This is a genomic window from Paenirhodobacter sp. YD-8 (assembly GCF_056590935.1).
In genome coordinates, this window is record NZ_CM152649.1 from 1,018,727 (window position 1) to 1,035,700 (window position 16,974).

The window sequence follows — 16,974 nt, forward strand, 5'->3', positions numbered from 1 at the left end:
TGAAATCGGGCCGGAGCACGCTTAGCACGGGCCCCGACCAGCCAGGAGAGAACAGATGAACGCGCTCGACGAGCTCAAGGCGAAATATCTCGGGGGCATTGCGCAGGCCGGCGACGAGGCCGCCCTCGAAGAGCTGCGGCTTGCCGCGCTTGGCAAGAAGGGCGAGATCAGCCTGAAGATGCGCGAACTCGGACAGATGAGCGCCGAGGAACGGCAGACCACCGGCGCCGCGCTGAACGTGCTGAAATCCGAGATCGACGCCGCGCTGCGGGCGAAGAAGGCGGCGCTCGCCGATGCCGCGCTCGATGCCCGGCTGGCGGCGGAATGGCTTGACGTGACGCTGCCCGGCCGGCCGCGGCCCGCGGGCACGATCCACCCGGTCAGCCAGGTGATGGACGAGGTCACGGCGATCTTCGCCGACATGGGCTTCGACGTCGCCGAGGGGCCGCAGATCGAAAGCGACTGGTACAATTTCGACGCGCTGAACATCCCGCCCGAGCATCCGGCCCGGCAGGAGTTCGACACCTTCTTCATGGCGCGCGACCCGGCCGATCCGCGCCCGCCGCATGTGCTGCGCACCCATACCTCGCCGGTGCAGATCCGCGCGATGGAGGCGAAGGGCGCGCCCATTCGCGTGATCGCGCCGGGCCGCGTCTACCGCATGGACATGGACCAGACCCACGCGCCGATGTTCCATCAGGTCGAGGGCATGGCGATCGGCCGCGACATCTCGATGGCGAACCTGAAATGGACGCTCGAGGAGTTCTGCAAGGCCTTCTTCGAGGTGCCGAATGTCGAGCTGCGCTTCCGCGCCTCGCATTTCCCCTTCACCGAACCCTCGGCCGAGGTCGACATCCGCTGCTCGTGGGAAGGCGGTCAGCTGAAGATCGGCGAGGGCGACAGCTGGCTTGAGATCCTCGGCTCGGGGATGATGCAGCCGAAGGTTCTGGCCGCGGGCGGGATCGACCCGAACGAATGGCAGGGCTTTGCCTTCGGCATGGGCATCGACCGCATCGCGATGCTGAAATACGGCATCCCCGACCTGCGCGCCTTCTTCGAGAGCGACCTGCGCTGGCTGAAGCACTACGGCTTCGCGCCGCTCGATCTGCCGACGGTGTTCGGGGGGTTGAGCAAGTGAACTGGGATCGCCAGCGAAATCGTTTGGGTGTGCAGCTGAAAGATGCTTTAAGCCAGCTCGCCGAACTTAACTGGATCATCGTTGTCGGGATTGTGATCCTTAGCGTTATTGCTGCATGTGTGGCCCCCGCATCAATGAAGGGTTATGCAGTTGCAGGTGCTGTCGCCCTTGTCGTGGCTTTCGTCGCGTATCCATGGCAGAAAAACAAAGATCGAGAGCTGAAGGTGGATGAGGAACGTCGCGCAGTGATGCGCCGTTTTCTGACGTCGAGTGAGAGCTATTTTGTCGAGTTGGTGAGGCTCGCGAAAGGCGCCAAGTATTCTCAGCCCAAAGCAACTTTTGAGACTCTGAACGAGGCGAAAGCTGAGCTAAGTCTCTTCGTTACTGGTGACAGTTTGCATAAATTCATGGAACTCCAGCAGGCACTGATCGCCTATCACAGTGCGGTCAAGGCCTATCTCGAGACCCCAACTGAAAACAGCGTGGCGAAAGCAAGTAATAAGGCAACACGCGACAGCACTTATGCAAAGGCGAAAGAGGCGTTTCTAAGTGCTCTCCTCGCCGCCCGGAAAAGTCTCCTGAATGCAGAGCCAACTGCTAAAGAGCGAGCAGCGCTGGCGTTGCTATATAAGCTGCCTGAGCAGAAGGACGAACCCAAATGAAATTCACCCTCTCCTGGCTGAAAGACCATCTCGAGACCTCGGCCACCGTGGACGAGATCGCCGATGCGCTCACCGACCTCGGGCTCGAGGTCGAGGAGGTCGTGAACCCGGCCGCCAAGCTTGCCCCCTTCACCATCGCCAAGGTGCTGAAGGCCGAGAAGCACCCCGACGCCGACAAGCTGCGCGTCTGTCAGGTGCTGACCGACGAGGGCGAGAAGACCATCGTCTGCGGTGCGCCGAATGCGCGGGCGGGGATCACCGTCGTGCTGGCGAAACCGGGCGACTATGTGCCGGGCCTCGATGTCACCCTCGGCATCGGCAAGATCCGCGGTGTCGAAAGCGCCGGCATGATGTGCTCGGAGCGCGAGCTGGAGCTCAGCGACGAGCATAACGGCATCATCGAGCTGCCCGAGGACAGCCTGAATTCCGAGGTCGGCTGCAAGTTCACCGACTGGCTGGCCGAGAACCGTCCGGCGGCGGTCGACCCGATGTTCCACATCAAGATCACCCCGAACCGCCCCGATGCGCTTGGCGTGCGTGGCGTGGCGCGCGATCTTGCGGCGCGCGGGCTTGGCGTGCTGAAGCCGATGGTGGTCGAGACCGTGCCCGGCGGCTTTGCCTGCCCGGTCGCGGTCGAGATCGACGCGGGCCTGAAGGAAAAGGGCTGCCCGGTCTTTGCCGGCCGCCTCATCCGCGGCGTGAAGAACGGGCCGAGCCCGGCCTGGCTGCAGGCGCGGCTGATCGCGATCGGGCTGCGGCCGATCTCGACGCTGGTCGATATCACCAACTTCTTCACCTATGACCTGAACCGCCCGCTGCACGTCTTCGACGCGGCGAAGGTGCAGGGCAAGGTGCGGATCATCCCGGCCCAGGGCGGCGAAGAGCTGCTGGCGCTTGACGGCAAGACCTATACCCTTGCGCCGGGCCAGATGGTGATCGTCGACGACAAGGGGCCGGAAAGCCTTGCCGGCATCATGGGCGGCGAGCTCTCGGGTTGCACCGAGGAGACCGTCGATGTCTTCCTTGAAAGCGCCTATTGGGACCCGATCACCATCGCCGCCACCGGCCGCGCGCTGAAGATCACCTCGGACGCGCGCTATCGCTTCGAGCGCGGCGTGGACCCAGCGTTCACCCTGCCGGGCCTCGAACTCGCGACGCAGATGGTGCTTGACCTGTGCGGCGGCGAGGCCTCGGACGTGGTCGTCGACGGCGCGGTGCCCGACACGTCGCGCGCCTATCGGCTCGACCCGGCGCGGGTGATCTCGCTGGTCGGCATGGAGATCCCCGAGGCGGAACAGCGCCGCACGCTCGAGGCGCTCGGCTTCACCTTCGAAGGCGACATGGCCGCCCCGCCGAGCTGGCGCCCCGATGTGCAGGGCGAGGCCGATCTGGTCGAGGAAGTGGCGCGCGTCGCCTCGCTCTCGAAGCTGGTGGGCAAGCCGATGCCGCGCGAGACGACGGGCGTGCCGGGGCCGATCCTGACCCCCGCGCAGGTGCGCGAGAAGACCGCGCGGCGCACGATCGCGGCGCTCGGCTACAACGAATGCGTCACCTACAGCTTCATCGACGGCGCGGCCGCGGCGATGTTCGGCGGCGGTTCGGAAGCGATGCGGATCGAGAACCCGATCAGCTCGGAAATGACGCATATGCGTCCCGACCTGCTGCCCGGCCTGCTGGCGGCGGCGGCGCGCAACCAGGCGCGCGGCTTCGCCGATCTGGCGCTCTTCGAGGTCGGCCCCGCCTTCATCGGCGGCGAGCCGGGCGATCAGGTGACGCAGGCGACCGGGCTTCTGGTCGGCGCGCGCGCCGCCCGCGACCCCTGGGGCTCGCGCCGGCCGGTCGACGTCTATGACGCCAAGGCCGATGTCGAGGCGGTGCTGGCCGCGATCGGCGCGCCGGCGCGGGTGCAGATCAACCGCAAGCTCGACGCCTGGTGGCACCCGGGCCGCGCGGGCAACATCGCGCTTGGTCCGAACGTTCTTGCGACCTTCGGCGAGGTCCACCCCCGCGTGCTGCGCGAGATGGGGGTGAAGGGGGCGGCGGTGGCCTTCACCATCCGTCTGGCCAACATCCCCTTCCCGAAGGCGAAAACGCCGACCCGTCCGGCCCTTGTCCTGCACGATCTGCACGCGGTCGAGCGCGACTTCGCCTTCGTCGTCGATGCCTCGGTCGAGGCGATGACGGCGGTGAACGCGGCGCTTGGCGCCGACAAGGCGCTGATCGAGGCGGTTTCGGTCTTCGACGCCTTCACCGGCCCGAAGGCGGAAGAGCAGATGGGGGCGGGCAAGAAGTCGATCGCGCTCGCCGTCCGGCTGCAGCCGAAGGACAAGACCCTGACCGATGCCGAGATCGAGGCGGTGTCCGCCAAGATCGTCGACAAGGTGGCCAAGGCCACCGGCGGCAGCCTGCGCAAGTGACGCCGCGGCGCTGACTTCGCGTCACGCTATCCGGTCCTGAAAATCCCGTTAGGCTCCTCTCCCATTGGGGGAGGAGCCTGATGATTTTTGACTATCTGATCTTGGGCGGCGGCTCGGCCGGCGCCGTTCTGGCCGCGCGTCTGAGCGAGGATCCGGCGCTGCGGGTCTGTCTGGTCGAGGCCGGGACCGAGGCGCGGGACATCTTCGTGCGCGCGCCGGCGCTGGTCGCGGCGATGGTGCCGGGGCGACCGCCGATTCACAACTGGGCCTTCCACACCGTGCCGCAGCCGGGGCTGGACGGACGGCGGGGGTTTCAGCCGCGGGGCAGGGGGCTTGGCGGTTCCTCCGCGATCAACGCGATGCTCTATATCCGCGGCCGGCCCTCGGATTATGACGCCTGGGCCGAGGCGGGGGCGGAGGGCTGGAGCTGGGACGACTGCCGGCCGCATTTCCTTGCGGCCGAGCGCAACATGCGCGGGGCGTCGGAGTGGCACGGCGCTGCGGGGCCGCTTCAGGTCGGCGATCAGCGCCGCCCGCGTCCGGCGACCCGCGCCTTCATCGAGGCCTGCGCCGCCGTCGGCTGCGCGCCGAATGACGATTTCAACGGGGCCGAGCAGGAGGGCGCGGGGCTTTACCAGGTCACGCAATTCTGGGACGGGCCGCGCAAGGGCGAGCGCTGTTCCGCGGCGGCGGCCTATCTGCACCCGGTCATGGCGCGGCCGAACCTGACCGTGCTGACCCGCGCGCGGGCCGAGCGGCTGCTGATCGCCGAGGGGCGGGCCACCGGCGCACTCGTCCGTCGCGGCCGGCGTCATCTGCGGATCGAGGCGCGGCGCGAGGTGATCGTTTCGGCCGGCGCCTTCGGCTCGCCGCAACTGCTGATGCTGTCGGGGATCGGCCCGGCCGAGCATCTGCGCGAGCACGGCATCACCCCGGTGCTCGACCTGCCCGGGGTGGGGGCGAACCTGCAAGACCACCTCGATTACATCGTCTCCTATACCTCGCCGCGACCCGATGTGGTCGGGCTGAACCCGGCCGGGCTGTGGCGCATGGCGCGCGCCGCCGGGTTCTGGAAACGGCACGGCGAGGGGCTTTTCGCCTCGCCGATGGCCGAGGGGGCGGCCTTCCTGCGCTCGGAACCGGGGCTCGCCGAGCCCGACCTGCAGCTTCACTTCGTCGTCGGCATCGTCGACCGGCACATGCGCCGCCCGCATCTGGCCGATGGCTGGTCGGCCCATGTCTGCGCGCTGCGGCCGTTTTCGCGCGGGACGGTGCGGCTCGCCTCAGACGACCCGCGGGCCGCGCCGGCGATCGACCCGGCCTTCCTCAGCGATCCGCGGGATGCGGCGCTGCTGCTGAAGGGGGCACGGCTTCTCGACGCCATCGCCGGGGCCGAACCGCTGGCGCCGTGGCGCGGGCGGCGGCTTTACCCGCATGACGGCAGTGACGCCGGGCTGATGGCCGACATCCGGGCGCGCGCCGACACGATCTATCACCCGGTCGGCACCTGCCGGATGGGGCGCGACGCGATGGCGGTGACGGACGCAAAGCTGCGGGTGCACGGCATCGCCGGGCTGCGGGTGGTCGATGCCTCGGTGATGCCGAGCCTGATCGGCGGCAACACCAACGCGCCGACGATCATGATCGCCGAGCGCGCGGCGGGCTTCATCCGCGCCGATCGGAGGGATGATTGACCCCGTCCGACCACGGCACGGGGTCGAGATCGCGCGGGTTCACGCCCTCGAGGCAGCCCGCGTTCACCCCGTATTCGTTCGGGTTCGAGCGGCGCTGGTGGTGGGTGTAGATGCCGCAGGTCCTGCAAAACCAGTGCTTCGCCGTCTGCGTGCCGAACTGGTAGAGGCTCAGGTTCTCGGCGCCCTTCACGATGCGGATGCCGTCGAGCGGGGCCGAGACGGCCACCGCCCCGCGCCGCCGGCAGAAGGAACAGTCGCAGCGCCGCTTCGTGTTCAGCCCGTCCGAAAGCGTCACCTCGATCTCGACGGCGCCGCAATGGCAGGTCAGGCGGTGGGGCGTGTGGATCTCGGGCAGCATCAGCGTCTCCGGCGGCGGACCACGGGGATCGTGGTGCGGATATATTCGATGTCCGGATGCGGCGGCCGGCCGTGGGTGCGCGCCCAGAAGCCCGGCCCGCCCATCCGCAGGAAATGCGGCACGCACAGCACGAGCCCGGCGAGGAAGCCGCCGATATGGGCCCAATAGGCGACGCCGCCGGTGAGGCTCGTCTCGGTGCTGCCGATCACCTGCAGCCCGAACCAGACGCCGAGCACGATCCAGGCGGGGATGGTGAAGATCCGGAAGAAGATGATGAAGATGATCAGCACGTCGACGCGGGCGCGCGGGAACATCAGCAGATAGCCCCCCATCACCCCGGCGATCGCGCCCGAGGCGCCGACCATCGGGATCGTGCTGGTCGGGTCGATGGCGATCTGCGCGCCGGCCGCGGCGAGGCCCGAGAGCAGGTAGAAGGCAAGGAAGCCGAGGGGGCCGAACTGATCCTCGAGATTGTCGCCGAAGACCCACAGGAACAGCATGTTGCCGCCGACGTGCATCAGGCTGGCATGGAGAAACATGTGGGTGAACAGCCCCCACAGCCAGGCGCCCTGCGACACCGCCGCGGGATAGAGCGCGCCGGCCTGCCACAGCCCCTCCATGTTGCCGCCCCAGGGCGCGGTCAGCAGATAGAGCGCGAGGTTGATCGCGATCAGGCCCCGGGTGATCCAGGGCGTGCGCATCGAGGGGTTGTGGTCGCGGATCGGGAACATGGGGCGAGAGTTTCCGATCCGCCCCGTCCCGTCAAGCGAGCGGCCTTATTTCTGCGCGCGGATCAGAACCTTGCCGGCGGCATCGGTGAGCTCGAGCACATCGCCGGCCATCTGCGCATCCTTGGCGCGGCCGATGGTCGAGTGGAAGGCGCGCTCGACCTCTTCGGCCGGGCCGAGGCAGGCCATCCGGGTGCCGGCGAGCGCGCCGATCTCGAGCTTGCCGTCATGCGTGCTGACCCGGCCAGAATAGCGGTTGCAGCCCGAGGTGCCGGCGATCATCCCGTCCTCGGGGCGGGCGATGGTGACGCTGACACCTTCGGGCACGGCGGTGCCGGCGATCTCGGTCACATGCCACTCGACGCCCATGCCCAGCAGTTCGAGCGGGTCGGCGGCGGCCTCGTCCTTGCAGGCGGCAAGCGCAAGGCAGGCGAGGGCGGTCAGCATCAGGCGGCGCATGGGGGTCCTCCGGTCATGTGCCGCGCACAGTGGGCCCGGGGGCGGGCGCCCGCAACCCGCATCACGAAAGCGTGTCAGAAGGTGGGCGGCGTGTTCACCCAGATCACCACGGTGCGGCCGTCGGCGGCATTCGCCCAGGCATGCGGGCGGCGGCTTTCGAAATAGATCGAATCGCCGATGCCCAGCTCGTGCACCTCCTCGCCGTCGAGGGTGATGCGGAAGCGGCCCTCGAGCACGGTGATGAATTCCTCGCCCTCGTGGCCATAGCCGCCTTCCGAGGCGGCGCCGGGAGCGAGGATGAAGCGGTGACAGTCCATCTGCCGGCGGCCCTCGGCCAGCACCTCGACGCGCACCCCCTCGACCGGCATCGGCCAGATCCGTGCCGCGCCCGAGCGCACCACCGGGCTGCCCGGCGCGTCCTGTCCCGACAGCCGCGACACCGTGGTGCCGTAATACTGCGCCAGATCGGCGAGTACCTTGAAGCTGACGCCGGCGCCGGTGCGCTCGAGCGTCGACAGCGCCGAGGCCGAGATCGCCATCGCCTGCGCCACGTCATCAAGCTTTTCGCCGCGGGCGTTGCGCAGCTGGCGCAGCGCGGCGCCAAGCGGTTCGTTGGTGATTGCCGTGGCGGCCCCGGTGCTGTCGCCCTCGGCCTCGAGCGTGGCGCGGATCGCCGCCGGGTTCAGCCCCGCCTCGCGGCGCAGGAACGAGATCCGCTGCAGCCGCGCCACATCGGCCGCGCTGTAAAGCCGCTGCCCCGAGGCGCGGCGCTGCGGCGCGATCAGCCCCTGCGTCTCCCACAGTCGCAGCGTCGAGGGGGCAACGCCTGCCGCGCGCGCCGCTTCGGTCACGCGGAAGGTCGGTTCGCCGTCGGTCTGGTCAGAGGGGGCGCTGGAATCGGTCATTTTCTAAGCCTTACACTGGCAATCTGCAGGGCACCATCAAAGGGTGCAAGAAATTTCTTGCAGAAAAAATGCAAAGTGCGATGGTGAGTCATCACGAATCGGAGTTCCCCATGACCGTGCAAACCTCGCCCGAACTTACCGCCCGCAAGAACGCCGCCGTCGCCCGCGGCGTGGGCATGACCACGCAGATCTACGCCGCCAAGGCCGAGAACTCCGAGGTCTGGGACAAGAACGGCAAACGCTACATCGACTTCGCCGCCGGCATCGCCGTGGTGAACACCGGCCACCGTCACCCGAAGGTGATCGAGGCGGTGAAGAACCAGCTCGACGCCTTCACCCACACCTGCCACCAGGTGATGCCCTACGAGAACTATGTCGTGCTGGCCGAGCGCCTGAACGCCAAGGTTCCGGGCGATTTCCCGAAGAAGACGATCTTCACCACCACGGGCGCCGAAGCCGTTGAAAACGCGATCAAGATCGCGCGTCACTACACCGGCCGCTCGGGCGTGATCGCCTTCGCCGGCGGCTTCCACGGCCGCACCTTCATGACCATGACGCTGACCGGCAAGACCGCGCCCTACAAGGTCGGTTTCGGCCCGATGATGAACGACGTCTGGCACCTGCCCTACCCGAACGCGCTGCACGGCGTGTCGAGGGATGACGCGCTCGAGGCGCTGAACCGTCTGTTCAAGTCCGACGCCGACCCGACCCGCATCGCCGCGATCATCCTCGAGCCGGTGCAGGGCGAAGGCGGCTTCGTGCCGGCCCCCGAAGGCTTCATGAAGAAGATCCGCGAGATCTGCGACGAGAACGGCATCGTGATGATCGCCGACGAGGTGCAGACCGGCTTTGCCCGCACCGGCAAGCTCTTCGCGATGGAACACCACGGCGTTGCCGCCGACATCACCACCATGGCCAAGGGCCTTGGCGGCGGTCTGCCGATCTCGGCGGTGACCGGCCGTGCCGAGATCATGGACCACGCCCAGCCGGGCGGCCTTGGCGGCACCTATGCCGGTAACCCGCTGTCGGTGGCCGCGGCGAATGCCGTGCTCGACGTGATCGAGGAAGAGGGCCTGTGCGACCGCGCCGCCCGTCTGGGTGCGCGCCTGAAGCAGCGCCTTGCCAGCCTGCAGGACCAGGTGCCGGAACTCGTCGAGATCCGCGGCCCGGGCTTCATGAACGCGGCCGAGTTCAACGTGGCGGGCACCGACACGCCGAACCCGGACTTCGTGAAGAAGGTCTGTGAAGAGGCGCTCGAGCGCGGCCTCGTGCTGCTGACCTGTGGCGTCTACGGCAACGTGATCCGTTTCCTGTCGCCGCTCACCATCCAGGAACCGGTGTTCGAGGAAGCCCTCGACATCCTCGAGGCCTCGATCCTCGCCGTGAAGAAGGGCTGACACGATGTGGGGAGAGGCTCCGCGCGGGGAACGGCTCGATGACACCGATCAGCGCCTGATCGCCGCCTTGCGGCGGGACGGGCGTGCCTCGGTCTCGGACCTGGCCGCGCAGCTCGGCCTCTCCCGCGCCACCGTGCGCACGCGCATCGAGAGGCTGGTCGCGCGGGGCGAGATCTCGGGCTTCACCGTGCTCACCCGCGCCGACGTCACCGCCTCGCCGGTGCGCGGCATGATGATGCTCACCGTCGAAGGGCGCGCCACCGAGCGCGTCGTGCAACGGCTGCTCGGCCTGCCTGCGGTGCAGGCCGTGCACACCACCAACGGCCAGTGGGACCTGATCGTCGAGATCGGCACGCGCAGCCTGCCCGATCTGGACGAGACGATCCTGCACATCCGCCGCATCGAAGGGGTGCAGCGGACCGAGACCAACCTGCAGCTGTCGACCCGCCGTCCCTCGGCGCGTCTCTGACGCCTTCCCTCTGGCCCGCGCGCGCGCCATGATGGGCGCGCAAGGGGAGGGGCGGCGATGGACGAGACGATGCTGAAGCTGGGCGTCGCGCTGGCGATCGGCCTTCTGGTCGGGGTCGAGCGCGGCTGGCGCGAGCGCGACGAGCCCTCGGGCAGCCGCACCGCGGGGCTGCGCACCTATGGCATCTTCGGCCTGCTCGGCGGCGTTTTCGCCGCCGTCAGCCTGGCGCTCGGTTCCTCGATCGTGCTCGGCGCGGCCTTTCTCGGCTTCGCGGCGCTGTTCGGTCTCTTCGAATACCGCGAATCCCGGCATGACGAGAATTTCAGTGTCACCGGGCTGATGGCCGGCCTTGGCGTCTTCGGCCTTGGGGCGCTCGCCGTGGTCGGCGACTATCGGGTCGCCGCGGCAGGCGGCACGGCGCTCGCCGGCATCCTCGCCAGCCGCGAGATGCTGCACAGCGCGTTGCGCCGGCTGAGCTGGGTCGAGCTGCGCTCGGCCCTTGTCCTTGCCGCAATGACGGTGATCGTGCTGCCGCTGCTGCCCGACCGCACGATCGACCCCTGGGGCGGTTTCAACCCGCGCGAGGTGTGGTTCTTCACCGTGCTGATCGCGACGATCTCCTATCTCGGCTATATCGCGGTGCGGATACTCGGCACGACGCGCGGGCTGATCGTCAGCGGGCTTGCCGGCGCGCTCGTCTCCTCGACCGCGGTCACCGTGGCGCTCGCGCGGATGGCGAAGGAGGCCGAGCGCCCGGTGCCGCTCGCCGGCGCCGCGGCGCTGGCGGCGATGGTGTCGGTGCTGCGGGTGACGGTGGTCGTCGGGCTGATCGGCGGGCCGGTGCTGCTGCAGATCCTGCCGGTCACCGCCACGGCGGCGGCGGTGCTGGCCCTCGTCGGCGGGCTGGTGCTGGCGCGGGCGAAAAGCCTGCCCGAGGGCAGCGACATGCTGCGCAACCCCTTCGAGCTGCGCGCGCTGCTGGCCTTTGCCGCGCTCTTCGCCTGCGTCTCGATGCTGAACGCCGCGCTCAGCGCGCGCTTCGGCGGTTCGGGCCTGATCGTCACCTCGGCCGCTTCGGGCCTTCTCGACGTCGATGTGGCGGTGCTGAGCGCGCTGCGCCTGACGGGCGAGGACTTCGCCGCGCCGATGGTCGCCGGGGCGGTGCTGATGGCGCTTGTCTCGAATACCGTCGGGCGGATCTTCCTGTCGGTTCTGGCGGGGCCGGTGCGGTTCTGGGCGGCGCTGGCCGTGATCTCGGCGCTCGCCGTTGCGGCGGGCGGGGCGGTCTTTGCGGTGCTCTCCGCCGCCGGCTGAGCATCACCATCGCGTGCCCCCGCGACAATGACGCGCAGCCACCTTGGCCGGGGCCGCCAGACCCTCTATGATCGCGGCCGCGGACAGAGAGGACATTCCCATGATTGCAGAGCTCGGCCATTTCGCCCTGATCCTCGCCTTTTGCGTGGCGCTGATCCAGATGGTGATCCCTCTGATCGGCGCCCAGAAGGGCTGGAGCGGCTGGATGGCGATCGGCGACCCCGCCGCCTCGGCCCAGTTCCTGCTGATTGCGGTCGCCTTCGCCGCGCTGATGCACGGCTTCGTCACCTCGGATTTCTCGCTGAAGGTGGTCTACGAGAACTCGCATACCGACAAGCCGATGCTCTACAAGGTCACCGGGCTGTGGGGCAACCACGAGGGCTCGATGCTGCTGTGGGTGCTGATCCTGTCGCTCTTCGGCGCCGCCGCGGCCTGGTTCGGCGGGGCGCTGCCGCCGCGGCTGCGGGCGCGGGTGCTGTCGGTGCAGGCCTCGATCGGGGTGGCCTTCCTCGGCTTCATCCTGCTCACCTCGAACCCTTTCACCCGCTTGGCCGAGCCGCCCTTCAACGGCCGCGACCTGAACCCGCTGCTGCAGGATCCGGGCCTCGCCTTCCATCCGCCCTTCCTCTATCTCGGCTATGTCGGGCTCTCGATGGCCTTCTCCTTCGCCGTCGCCGCGCTGATCGAGGGCCGGGTCGATGCCGCCTGGGCCCGCTGGGTCCGGCCCTGGACGCTCGCCGCCTGGATCTTCCTGACCATCGGCATCGCGCTCGGCTCGTGGTGGGCCTATTACGAGCTTGGCTGGGGCGGCTTCTGGTTCTGGGACCCGGTCGAGAACGCCTCCTTCATGCCCTGGCTTCTGGCCGCGGCGCTGCTGCATTCGGCGATCGTCGTCGAGAAGCGCGAGGCGCTGAAAAGCTGGACGATCCTTCTTGCGATCATGGCCTTCGGCTTCTCGCTGATCGGTACCTTCATCGTGCGCTCGGGCGTCATCACCTCGGTGCACAGCTTTGCCAATGACCCGAAGCGCGGCATCTTCATCCTGTTCATCCTCGCCCTCTTCGTCGGCGGCGCGCTGACGCTTTATGCCGCGCGGGCCGGCGCGATGCAGGCGAAGGGCGTGTTCTCGATGGTGTCGCGCGAAAGCGCGCTGGTGCTGAACAACATCCTGCTGGCCACCGCGGCGCTTGTCGTCTTTGTCGGCACGCTCTGGCCGCTCGTCGCCGAGATGGCCTGGGGCCGCAAGCTTTCGGTCGGTGCGCCCTTCTTCGACAAGGCCTTCACGCCCTTCATGGTGATCCTCGCCCTGATCCTGCCGATCGGCGCGATGATGCCGTGGAAGCGGGCGACCCTTGGCAAGCTCGTGCGCCCGCTCGCCCCGGCGGCGATCCTGGCGCTCGCGGTCGCGGGCCTTGCCTGGACGCTCGAGACCGGCCGCCCGGTGCTGGCGCTGGTCGCGGCGGGGCTGGGCTCGTGGCTCGTCTTCGGGGCCGCGGCCGAGCTTTGGGTGCGCGCCGGTCGCACGCCGGCCCGTCTCGCCCGTCTGCCGCGCGCCGACTGGGGCAAGGCCACCGCGCATTCGGGGCTGGGCGTGGTCTTCGCCGGCATCGGCCTGCTGATGGCGGGTCAGGTCGAGGATATCCGCGTCGCCCAGGTCGGCGAGACCTTCACCGTCGCGGGCTATGCGATCACCCTCGACACCGTCGATCACCTGCCGGGCCCGAACTACACCACCACCGAGGCGACGATCACCGTGCGCCAGGACGGCAAGTTCGTCGCCACGCTGCATCCCGAGAAGCGGATCTACCCGGTGCAGGCGATGCCGACGACCGAGGCCGACATCGACAACGGCTTCCTGCGCGACGTCTATCTGGTGATCGGCGACCCGCAGGAGGGCGGTGGCTGGGCAGTGCGCACCTATATCAAGCCCTTCGCGAACTGGATCTGGGCCGGCGCGCTGCTGATGGCCCTTGGCGGGCTGCTCAGCCTGAGCGACCGGCGCTATCGCGTCGCCGCCGGCGCCCGCAAACCCGCCGCCTCCACCATCCAGCCCGCGGAGTGACCATGCTGAAACGTCTTGCGCTGCTGCTGCTTCTGGCCACCCCCGCCCATGCCGTGCAGCCCGACGAGGTGCTGGCCGATCCCGCGCTCGAGAAACGCGCGCGGGAAATCAGCCAGGTGCTGCGCTGCCCGGTCTGTCAGGGCGAGAACATCGACGAATCGAATGCCGATGTCTCGCGCGATCTGCGGCTTCTGGTGCGCGAGCGCCTGACGGCGGGCGACAGCAATGCGCAGGTGCTCGACTACATCACCGCGCGCTACGGCGAATATGTGCTGTTCGAGCCGGAAAGGACCGGGGCGAACCTGATCCTCTACTGGACCGGGCCGGCGGTGCTGCTGGTGGCGCTTGGCGGTGCCTTCGTCTGGATCCGTCGCCGCCGGCGCGAGGAACCGCCCGCGGCCAAGGCCCTCAGCCCCGAGGAAGAGGCGCGGCTGAAGGAGTTGATGAACTCCTGACCCGCGCGTGACGCACGGTTTCGCTTTCGTCCCCCGTTGTCCCCGTTAATCTTCGACCGGGACAAGGGAGGACGGCATGAGCTGGCAGACGATCCGTTACGAGATTTCCGAGGGGCTTGCGGTCATCACGATGAACCGCCCCGAGGTGATGAATGCGCTCAACACCACGATGCGGGCCGAGCTGCGCGAGGCGCTGAGCCGCGCCACGGGCGAGGCGCGGGCGATCGTGCTGACCGGCGCGGGGCGGGCCTTCTGCTCGGGCCAGGATCTGGCCGATGGCGCGGCGACCGGGGTGCTCGAGCTCGAGACCGTGCTGCGCGAGGAATACGAGCCGATCCTGAAGGCGATCACCGACTGCCCGGTGCCGGTGATTGCCGCAGTGAACGGCGCCGCGGCCGGGGCAGGGGCCAATCTCGCGCTCTCGGCCGATGTGGTGATCGCCACCGAATCGGCAGTCTTCCTGCAGGCCTTCACCCGGATCGGGCTGATGCCGGACGCGGGCGGCACCTATTGGCTGCCGCGGCAGGTGGGGCTTGCCCGCGCCATGGGGCTCGCGCTTTTTGCCGATAAGGTCACTGCGGCCGAGGCCGCCGCGCAGGGAATGATCTGGGAGGCCGTGCCCGACGTCGATTTCGCCCATCACTGGCGCGCCCGCGCCGAGCATCTGGCCAAGGGCCCGACCCGCGCCTTTGCCGCGGTGAAACGGGCGATGCGGGAAAGCTCGGCCAATGATCTGTCGGCGCAGCTGTCGCTCGAGGCGGAACTGCAAGGCGGGCTTGGCCTGACGCAGGACTTCCGCGAGGGGGTGCAGGCCTTCCTCGAGAAGCGCGCGGCACGGTTCGAGGGCCGCTGAGCGCTTGCCGGCGGGCCCGGGGCACGCTAGCCAAGGGCCGAGTGCGGGCGTGGCGAAATGGTAGACGCATGGGACTTAAACTCCCTCGGGCCCAGCCCATGCCGGTTCGAGTCCGGTCGCCCGCACCACGACCAAGCGAGACCTGTCCGGCCCCGATCTGACGGGGGCATTCCGCAATCGCCGCGCATTGCGCGTGTCAGCCGTCACCTGAGAGCGTTCCCGCGCGGGGGAGACGGCGCGCCCTTTCCGGCACGGTGGGTCATCGTCATGCGGCCGGCTGGCTGGACAGGACAGATGTGGCACGGCACAGTGCCGGGGTCGGGACGGCCTGACCCGAGCTTGCAAGGACGGGAAATGTGATTCGGGATAACGTAATTTTTGGCAAAGAAAATTTCCTCTTTCTCCACAACGGGGCGCATGCCGAAACCTCGCTCCTGATCGGAGAGGCGGTGCCGATGTCGGCATCGGTGCGCAATTTCCGCGACAACATCTCGGCCCGGCGGGCCTGGTGCGCGGAACGGGGCATCCCCTATGCGCATGTCGTCTATCCGTCGAAGCATCTGGTCTATCGCGACCACCTGCCCGACGATCTTGCGGGGCGGGTCGACGGCATCTATCAGCGCTATTTCGCCGGCGATGACGAGATCCTCTATCCGATCGACCTGCTTCTCGAGGGGCGGAAGCAAGGCCACGTCTTCAGAACCTGGGATACCCATCTGAATGATCGTGGCGCGCTGATCGTTGTGCAGGCCCTGCTGTCGAAGATCGGGATTGAGGCCGACGACATCCACGACGCCTTCGAGGTCACCGAGGACAATCTGGCCGGCGATCTGGCAAAGATGGCCGCACTGTCCGGAACGGTCCCCGAGATGCTGCTCCGGCCGAAGTTCAGATTTTTCATTTCCGACAACTTGCGCCTTCTGCCCCGAAACCGGTTCCACAGCGTCGTCGTTCGGAACCGGCATTCCGTGACCGAGAGCAGGCTTCTGGTGTTCGGCGACAGCTTCCTGCACATGTCGCTCAAGCTTCTCGCCCGCTATTTCCGCGAAATCCTCTTCGTCCGCTCGTCGTCCTTCCAGGAGGACATCGTCGCGCTCTACGAGCCGGACGCGATCATCTCCGGCAATGTCGAGCGATACCTGATGAAGGTCGATCGCGATGTCGACGGGGAAAGCTTCCTGCTGTCGCAGCTCAATTCCCCCGACTATGCGTCGGACGGCCGGCATCAGCTGGCCTTCAACGCGCAGCTGTCGCATCGCTTTCACCGGCTCGCCTATGACCGCTGGACCCCCGTTGTCGACGCGCTGCATCCGTCTGCGGAAACGCAACTCGTGCCGGTCCAGGATCTGGTCGATACCGGCGCGTCCTTCCGGGTGACCGGCAACGATCCGATCTTCTCGATCCATGGCACTGCGGGGCAACGGATCGAGAGGTTCACGGTCGAGTTCGTGTCGGATGTCGATTCTGTGGCGCAGTTCTTCTTCATCCCCGAGGGTGATCGGACGTTCAGTGGCGAGAACAGCATCAGCCTCGCCGTCGTCCGCGGGTTCAACCGGCTGCAGTTCGAATTCGGCGGGCGGCTGGTGCGAGGTCTCCGCTTCGATCCGTTGGCCGCACCCGGAACGATTTCGCTGCGGCGTTCCGAGCTCGTGACGCTGCCCGGCTGAGATCTCCGGATGCGGATCGCGGGCGTCCTCCCCGACGGACCGCGGCGGCAGGTCGGGCCCGGGGGGGCGGGGCTGATCGTGCCGTTGGAATGGCGGGCCAAGGCGATGCGGCCCGTTCACCAGACCGTGGGAAGGTGCAAAATCCGCTTGTGCCCGCCAAGGCATCGGCCTATATCGCCCCCCACGGATGTGGCGCCTTCGTCTAGGGGTCAGGACGTGTGGTTCTCAGCCATAAAACACGGGTTCGAATCCCGTAGGCGCTGCCAATCTTCCGCGACATGAACGATCACCGCTGACCACCCTTCGGGGTGGCGGCGGCGTTCTGCTTTTCTTCCCCCGCCATCACGGCTGCGTGCAGATTCTGCCTGCAGGAACACAATGCTTGCCCGGAGCGGT

At 68.0% G+C, this 16,974-nt stretch carries 15 protein-coding genes and 2 tRNA genes; 13 read left to right on the forward strand and 4 right to left on the reverse strand.

What is annotated here, in order from left to right:
- Positions 1–55: 55 nt before the first annotated feature.
- The 4 genes from pheS to AC0QTQ_RS04995 all read left to right on the forward strand — a co-directional run bounded on the left by pheS (position 56) and on the right by AC0QTQ_RS04995 (position 5,911).
- A complete protein-coding gene (pheS, locus tag AC0QTQ_RS04980) occupies positions 56–1,138 on the forward strand; it encodes a phenylalanine--tRNA ligase subunit alpha (protein ID WP_128147985.1) in 1,083 nt (360 codons plus the stop codon).
- The gene (locus tag AC0QTQ_RS04985; RefSeq protein WP_480258564.1) at positions 1,135–1,800 is read left to right on the forward strand and encodes a hypothetical protein; all 666 of its coding nucleotides are present in this window, start codon (positions 1,135–1,137) and stop codon (positions 1,798–1,800) included. The genes pheS and AC0QTQ_RS04985 overlap by 4 nt, the downstream gene beginning before the upstream one ends.
- Positions 1,797–4,217 (forward strand): phenylalanine--tRNA ligase subunit beta, encoded by a 2,421-nt coding sequence (pheT, locus tag AC0QTQ_RS04990; RefSeq protein WP_480258565.1) that lies wholly within the window; start codon positions 1,797–1,799, stop codon positions 4,215–4,217. Before AC0QTQ_RS04985 ends, pheT begins: the two co-directional genes overlap by 4 nt.
- 80 nt (positions 4,218–4,297) lie before the next feature.
- The gene (locus tag AC0QTQ_RS04995) at positions 4,298–5,911 is read left to right on the forward strand and encodes a GMC family oxidoreductase (RefSeq protein WP_480258566.1); all 1,614 of its coding nucleotides are present in this window, start codon (positions 4,298–4,300) and stop codon (positions 5,909–5,911) included.
- On the opposite strand, the gene AC0QTQ_RS05000 is transcribed toward AC0QTQ_RS04995, so the two are convergent.
- The 4 genes from AC0QTQ_RS05000 to AC0QTQ_RS05015 all read right to left on the reverse strand — a co-directional run bounded on the left by AC0QTQ_RS05000 (position 5,883) and on the right by AC0QTQ_RS05015 (position 8,361).
- Positions 5,883–6,269 carry a GFA family protein gene (locus AC0QTQ_RS05000; RefSeq protein WP_121530252.1) on the reverse strand — a complete coding sequence of 129 codons (387 nt, stop codon included), beginning with the start codon at positions 6,267–6,269 and terminating at the stop codon, positions 5,883–5,885. The two genes, AC0QTQ_RS04995 and AC0QTQ_RS05000, sit on opposite strands and share 29 nt — an antisense overlap.
- Positions 6,269–7,000: a rhomboid family intramembrane serine protease gene (locus AC0QTQ_RS05005; protein ID WP_121530253.1), complete on the reverse strand. Its 732-nt coding sequence runs from the start codon at positions 6,998–7,000 to the stop codon at positions 6,269–6,271. The genes AC0QTQ_RS05000 and AC0QTQ_RS05005 overlap by 1 nt, the downstream gene beginning before the upstream one ends.
- A gap of 45 nt (positions 7,001–7,045) precedes the next feature.
- Positions 7,046–7,456: an META domain-containing protein gene (locus tag AC0QTQ_RS05010; RefSeq protein WP_480258567.1), complete on the reverse strand. Its 411-nt coding sequence runs from the start codon at positions 7,454–7,456 to the stop codon at positions 7,046–7,048.
- A gap of 74 nt (positions 7,457–7,530) precedes the next feature.
- Positions 7,531–8,361, reverse strand: a complete 831-nt coding sequence (locus AC0QTQ_RS05015; protein ID WP_121530255.1) for a MerR family transcriptional regulator — start codon at positions 8,359–8,361, stop codon at positions 7,531–7,533.
- A gap of 110 nt (positions 8,362–8,471) precedes the next feature.
- Between AC0QTQ_RS05015 and AC0QTQ_RS05020 the strand changes: the two genes are divergently transcribed.
- The 9 genes from AC0QTQ_RS05020 to AC0QTQ_RS05060 all read left to right on the forward strand — a co-directional run bounded on the left by AC0QTQ_RS05020 (position 8,472) and on the right by AC0QTQ_RS05060 (position 16,844).
- A complete protein-coding gene (locus AC0QTQ_RS05020; protein WP_480258568.1) occupies positions 8,472–9,758 on the forward strand; it encodes a 4-aminobutyrate--2-oxoglutarate transaminase in 1,287 nt (428 codons plus the stop codon).
- Positions 9,759–9,762: 4 nt separating this feature from the next.
- Positions 9,763–10,227, forward strand: coding sequence for an Lrp/AsnC family transcriptional regulator (locus tag AC0QTQ_RS05025; protein ID WP_121530256.1), 465 nt, complete (start codon positions 9,763–9,765; stop codon positions 10,225–10,227).
- 57 nt (positions 10,228–10,284) lie between these two features.
- Entirely contained in the window at positions 10,285–11,541 is a 1,257-nt protein-coding gene (locus tag AC0QTQ_RS05030; RefSeq protein ID WP_480258569.1) for an MgtC/SapB family protein, read from the forward strand.
- A 100-nt stretch (positions 11,542–11,641) separates the two neighbouring features.
- The gene (locus AC0QTQ_RS05035; protein ID WP_480258570.1) at positions 11,642–13,603 is read left to right on the forward strand and encodes a heme lyase CcmF/NrfE family subunit; all 1,962 of its coding nucleotides are present in this window, start codon (positions 11,642–11,644) and stop codon (positions 13,601–13,603) included.
- 2 nt (positions 13,604–13,605) lie between these two features.
- A complete protein-coding gene (locus tag AC0QTQ_RS05040) occupies positions 13,606–14,058 on the forward strand; it encodes a cytochrome c-type biogenesis protein (RefSeq protein ID WP_121530259.1) in 453 nt (150 codons plus the stop codon).
- Positions 14,059–14,134: 76 nt separating this feature from the next.
- Positions 14,135–14,911, forward strand: a complete 777-nt coding sequence (locus tag AC0QTQ_RS05045) for an enoyl-CoA hydratase-related protein (protein WP_480258571.1) — start codon at positions 14,135–14,137, stop codon at positions 14,909–14,911.
- 43 nt (positions 14,912–14,954) lie between these two features.
- Positions 14,955–15,039: transfer RNA gene (locus AC0QTQ_RS05050), tRNA-Leu, on the forward strand.
- Positions 15,040–15,267: 228 nt separating this feature from the next.
- Positions 15,268–16,578 (forward strand): alginate O-acetyltransferase AlgX-related protein, encoded by a 1,311-nt coding sequence (locus AC0QTQ_RS05055; protein ID WP_480258572.1) that lies wholly within the window; start codon positions 15,268–15,270, stop codon positions 16,576–16,578.
- A 191-nt stretch (positions 16,579–16,769) separates the two neighbouring features.
- Positions 16,770–16,844 (forward strand) — tRNA-Glu (locus AC0QTQ_RS05060).
- Positions 16,845–16,974 lie beyond the last annotated feature (130 nt).